The organism is Bacillus sp. JJ864 (assembly GCF_036963045.1).
In the GTDB taxonomy this organism is placed as follows: domain Bacteria; phylum Bacillota; class Bacilli; order Bacillales; family Bacillaceae_G; genus Bacillus_A; species Bacillus_A pseudomycoides_C.
Genome location: NZ_JBALLY010000092.1, coordinates 15614 through 20127 on the forward strand (window position 1 = coordinate 15614; position 4514 = coordinate 20127).

3 protein-coding genes and 15 tRNA genes are annotated in these 4514 nt (G+C 39.4%); 2 read left to right on the forward strand and 16 right to left on the reverse strand.

The window, feature by feature from the left end:
* Nucleotides 1–182: 182 nt before the first annotated feature.
* A complete protein-coding gene (locus V7024_RS15265) occupies nt 183–977 on the reverse strand; it encodes a transglycosylase domain-containing protein (protein WP_438824472.1) in 795 nt (264 codons plus the stop codon).
* Between the two features lie 412 nt (nt 978–1389).
* On the opposite strand from V7024_RS15265, the gene V7024_RS15270 reads away from it, so the two are divergent.
* Nucleotides 1390–2484 carry a hypothetical protein gene (locus V7024_RS15270; protein ID WP_335521423.1) on the forward strand — a complete coding sequence of 365 codons (1095 nt, stop codon included), beginning with the start codon at nt 1390–1392 and terminating at the stop codon, nt 2482–2484.
* Nucleotides 2485–2495: 11 nt separating this feature from the next.
* Entirely contained in the window at nt 2496–2720 is a 225-nt protein-coding gene (locus V7024_RS15275) for a Phr family secreted Rap phosphatase inhibitor (protein ID WP_438824473.1), read from the forward strand.
* Nucleotides 2721–3088: 368 nt separating this feature from the next.
* Here the strand turns inward: V7024_RS15275 and V7024_RS15280 are convergent.
* The 15 genes from V7024_RS15280 to V7024_RS15350 all read right to left on the reverse strand — a co-directional run bounded on the left by V7024_RS15280 (nt 3089) and on the right by V7024_RS15350 (nt 4489).
* Nucleotides 3089–3170, reverse strand: a tRNA-Leu gene (locus V7024_RS15280).
* A gap of 6 nt (nt 3171–3176) precedes the next feature.
* Nucleotides 3177–3250: transfer RNA gene (locus V7024_RS15285), tRNA-Cys, on the reverse strand.
* 10 nt (nt 3251–3260) lie between these two features.
* Nucleotides 3261–3335: transfer RNA gene (locus V7024_RS15290), tRNA-Gly, on the reverse strand.
* Nucleotides 3336–3340: 5 nt separating this feature from the next.
* A tRNA-Gln gene (locus tag V7024_RS15295) sits at nt 3341–3415 on the reverse strand.
* A gap of 114 nt (nt 3416–3529) precedes the next feature.
* A tRNA-His gene (locus V7024_RS15300) sits at nt 3530–3605 on the reverse strand.
* A gap of 10 nt (nt 3606–3615) precedes the next feature.
* Nucleotides 3616–3689: transfer RNA gene (locus V7024_RS15305), tRNA-Trp, on the reverse strand.
* Between the two features lie 14 nt (nt 3690–3703).
* Nucleotides 3704–3787, reverse strand: a tRNA-Tyr gene (locus V7024_RS15310).
* A 10-nt stretch (nt 3788–3797) separates the two neighbouring features.
* A tRNA-Thr gene (locus V7024_RS15315) sits at nt 3798–3873 on the reverse strand.
* Nucleotides 3874–3890: 17 nt separating this feature from the next.
* Nucleotides 3891–3966, reverse strand: a tRNA-Phe gene (locus V7024_RS15320).
* A 10-nt stretch (nt 3967–3976) separates the two neighbouring features.
* Nucleotides 3977–4052 (reverse strand) — tRNA-Asp (locus V7024_RS15325).
* A 2-nt stretch (nt 4053–4054) separates the two neighbouring features.
* Nucleotides 4055–4131, reverse strand: a tRNA-Met gene (locus V7024_RS15330).
* Between the two features lie 23 nt (nt 4132–4154).
* Nucleotides 4155–4230: transfer RNA gene (locus V7024_RS15335), tRNA-Val, on the reverse strand.
* A gap of 4 nt (nt 4231–4234) precedes the next feature.
* Nucleotides 4235–4309 (reverse strand) — tRNA-Glu (locus V7024_RS15340).
* A gap of 10 nt (nt 4310–4319) precedes the next feature.
* Nucleotides 4320–4411: transfer RNA gene (locus tag V7024_RS15345), tRNA-Ser, on the reverse strand.
* Between the two features lie 3 nt (nt 4412–4414).
* A tRNA-Asn gene (locus V7024_RS15350) sits at nt 4415–4489 on the reverse strand.
* Between the last annotated feature and the right edge of the window lie 25 nt (nt 4490–4514).

Genomic DNA, 4514 nt, shown 5'->3' on the forward strand with positions numbered 1-4514 from the left:
GCTCGCCCAGAATCGCAGGACGCCCGCGACAGAGAGGCGCTTTTTGCCTCGTCCGAGGGGGCGAAACGACCGGAGATTCTAGCCGCTAGAGCTGGACAATGCTTCTCTCTGAACCTTGAGGTAGGGGTCTTACTGCCCGTTAATGCGGGATAAAAAAGAGTCAGTTCTTTTGGAACTCACTCTTAACTGACAGCTTTCTCACGCTCTACTGGTTGGTTATTAGGAATGTCATGCCGAATAACGAGCTTTTCACTTGTAGCTTGTACATATTCAGCATGAGTAATATATCCTTCTCGCTCCATGAGCTTCAACACAACATTACGTCTTTCTACAGCTTTATCATAATTTTTTATAGGAGAATAATAAGATGGTGCTTTCACAACAGCTGCTAACATTGCACTTTCACTTAATGTTAATTGATCCACCTGCTTATCAAAATACAGTTTCGCAGCTTTCTCAACTCCCCATGCCCCTTCTCCATAATAAATATTGCTTACATAAAGTTTTAAAATCTCATTTTTCGTAAATGTTCGTTCAATTTTTTTGGCATAGAAAACTTCATCCCACTTACGTGAAAATGTTCGGTCACTTGTTAAAAAAACATTTTTTGCAAGCTGCTGTGTAATTGTACTACCGCCTTGTACAACACCACCAGCCTTTATATTTTCGATTGTGGCTCTAACAATCGCAATATAATCTAATCCGTTATGATGATAGAATCTCTTATCTTCAGTTGCGATAAATGCATCCCCTAATTGTTCTGGTAACTCAAACTGAGTAGGTACTGTCAATTTACTTATTTCTTTGCTTTCAATCATTTTATTTCCAGCAAACAACAGTATAGAACATAGTAATACTAATAATATAAGGGCTTTATAAAAAAACTTTGCAATCGGAGTTAAAGAAATATTATGATGCAAAGTGCGATATGCTATTCGTTCCTTCACAACAGACACCCCATTTCTTTCAGCATTCATTGCTCTTAATTTAAGCATACCTTTATTTTAAAAAATATCCAATGCATTTCTCTTACAACTTCCTTACAAATTTGTAATTTAAAGGCCTGAAAAGAAAAAAGCATCTTCTACTACAGTAGAAAACACTTGGTAGTGTTATTTATGATCCTTCTTTACATTCCTATTAGATAATTTACCGTTTTCGATGCCTATTCTAACCTTTCAGATGTTACATTAATTGTTGCTGTTATGCAACCCATTGAACCTACTAGTTGCAAAGAATGAATTCCTCATATAACATAATTGCCATTCGCTATTGTATTGAGACTTGAAATTGTCAGATAAATGTTGAGAAATATATAAAATTAATCTCCGTTAAATGTTCTTCTGTTATCATTATTTGTAAGAATATTCTAAAAGAGGAGGGGAATTCATGAACGTTTCATTAAAAGGAAACGAACAGATTTCAACGCTGTTAAATGATTGGTATCAAGTTATGTTACAGCAACGAGTAGAAAAAGCAGCTAATTTAAAACGAGAAATTGATGAAAAGATTTCTGATATCAAGGAAGATGAAAATTTATTATTATACTATTCATTATTGGACTTTAGATATAAAGTGCTAACAGATGGGTTAAACATTACAAAAGATAGCTTTAATAAAATTAACTCCTTTGATATACCTGATAACAGCTTTCTATCCTATTATTATCACTTCTTTAAAGCAATTCACAGCACAACTCTTGCAGACTATAATGAAGCAAAAGAACATTTTGAAAAAGCGGAAAAACTATTAATGTATATGCCTGACGAATTAGAAAAGGCTGAATTTAGTTATCGACTTTCTGTATTTTCCTACCATACACGCCAACCTATTAATACTTTACAGCACGCAAATAAAGCTAAAGAGATTTTTTCAAAGCATAAAGGCTATGAGACTAGTATTGCTTTATGCGAGAATGTTCTGGGTTTGACATCTATTCAAATAGAACAGTATGAACAAGCAGAGGAACACTTAAATTCTGCAATAGATATTTTGCAGAAACAAAATGAAGAAACACTACTTTTAAGGTTTCGGCATAATTTAGGCTGGTTATATGCAAGCCAAAACCTTTCAAAGATGGCAATTCGTCACCTATCAGAAGTTACAGAAAACATGCCTAATCATTTTAAAGCCATATTCTTAGAAGCAAGGGAATACTATAAAATGGGTGAAACAAATAATGCTTCTGAACTTATTGAGAACGGTTTGAAAACTTGTTTAACCCTAGAGAATGAGGAATACACACATCACTTTAGAGTTTTAAAAGCTATGAATGAAGGAGTTAGTATTGAACAACTAGAAGTAATTGTAATGGAAAGTATATCCTATTGTAATGCCCAACAATTATATAACTTCACTAAAGAATACACTGAAACATTAGCTATTAAATTTTATGAAGAAGATAACCATTTGAAAGCTAGTAAGTATTTTTATATGGCAAATCAAGCTAGTGAAAAGAAAAAAGAAAGAGGGGCATTAAAATAATGTTTAAAAAAATGAAAAAGATAGGTTCTGTTGTTTTAGGGTTATCTGTTATTGGTATTGTGTCTATTGGTTTAAATAGTTCTTTCACTTATCAAGCGGAACACGGTGACACACCTGCACCACAAAGACCTGACTTAGCGTATAGCGATGGACATACTGGTGGTTCTCCTGCTAATAATAAAGGTGACGGTGGTATTGTAAGTAATAAAGGTGACACACCAGTACAACAAGCATAACAATAGAATAATTAGAAATAAAGCCATACTAGCTAGTATGGCTTTATTAATTCCACAAATTTTCAGTTCATTACGATAATATCGCATTGTACATGATCAGATTACGTATATCACGATCTTTAAGAAAGAAGCTCACTACGTCATCAAACAACGTTTCACACTATCGTTTTCCGACGCATGATGGCTCATTCTCCGTCGTCTAAAACATTGCTACATATTAGAGGACAATTAACCGAGAGAAATAACTAAAAAAGCGTCCCCTACTGTTTGAAGTAAGGAACGCTTATAAACGTCGATATTACACTATTTCTTTGAATAACTTTCGATAAATAAACATAAAAAAAAACGAGTTAATCTCGTCTAAACAGTACCGATGGTCGGGGTCGAACCGACACTCCAGAAGGAACACGATTTTGAGTCGTGCGCGTCTGCCAATTCCGCCACATCGGCAAAATATGGAGGCGGCAACCGGATTTGAACCGGTGGTAAAGGTTTTGCAGACCTCTGCCTTACCACTTGGCTATGCCGCCATATTAAATTTGGAGCGGAAGACGGGATTCGAACCCGCGACCCCAACCTTGGCAAGGTTGTATTCTACCACTGAACTACTTCCGCAAAAATGGCTGGGCTAGCTGGATTCGAACCAGCGCATGACGGAGTCAAAGTCCGTTGCCTTACCGCTTGGCTATAGCCCACCGAATGTTTAATACATTATATGTTGTATTACGTATTTTATTACTTTAAATATCCAATCAGGACATTTAGTATATTATCACAATCCATTTATTTTGTAAAGTGATATTTAAAAATGGGGCGACTGATGGGAATCGAACCCACGAGTGTCGGAGCCACAATCCGATGCGTTAACCACTTCGCCACAGCCGCCATGCTGTGTTGGCAGGGGCAGTAGGAATCGAACCCACACCGGAGGTTTTGGAGACCTCTGTTCTACCTTTAAACTATGCCCCTATATAAAATGTAAATGGTGGAGGGGGGCAGATTCGAACTGCCGAACCCGAAGGAGCGGATTTACAGTCCGCCGCGTTTAGCCACTTCGCTACCCCTCCGAAACTTACATGGTGCCGGCTAGAGGACTTGAACCCCCAACCTACTGATTACAAGTCAGTTGCTCTACCAATTGAGCTAAGCCGGCATTATTTATTTAAAAAATGGTGGCTCGGGACGGAATCGAACCGCCGACACGAGGATTTTCAGTCCTCTGCTCTACCGACTGAGCTACCGAGCCTTAATACAAATGGCGGTCCCGACCGGGGTCGAACCGGCGATCTCCTGCGTGACAGGCAGGCATGTTAACCACTACACCACGGGACCATTGGTTGCGGGGACAGGATTTGAACCTGCGACCTTCGGGTTATGAGCCCGACGAGCTACCAGACTGCTCCACCCCGCGACGATACTATTCATTATTTTAAATGGTGGAGGATGACGGGATCGAACCGCCGACCCCCTGCTTGTAAGGCAGGTGCTCTCCCAGCTGAGCTAATCCTCCAAAGTGGTGACCCGTACGGGATTCGAACCCGTGTTACCGCCGTGAAAGGGCGGTGTCTTAACCACTTGACCAACGGGCCAAAGTTTTTATGGCGGAGAGCAAGGGATTCGAACCCTTGATACGCTTGTGACGTATACACGATTTCCAATCGTGCTCCTTCGGCCATCTCGGACAGCTCTCCAATTGGCTCCGCAGGTAGGACTCGAACCTACGACCGATCGGTTAACAGCCGATAGCTCTACCACTGAGCTACTGCGGAATATTCAAAGCCTGGCAACGTCCTA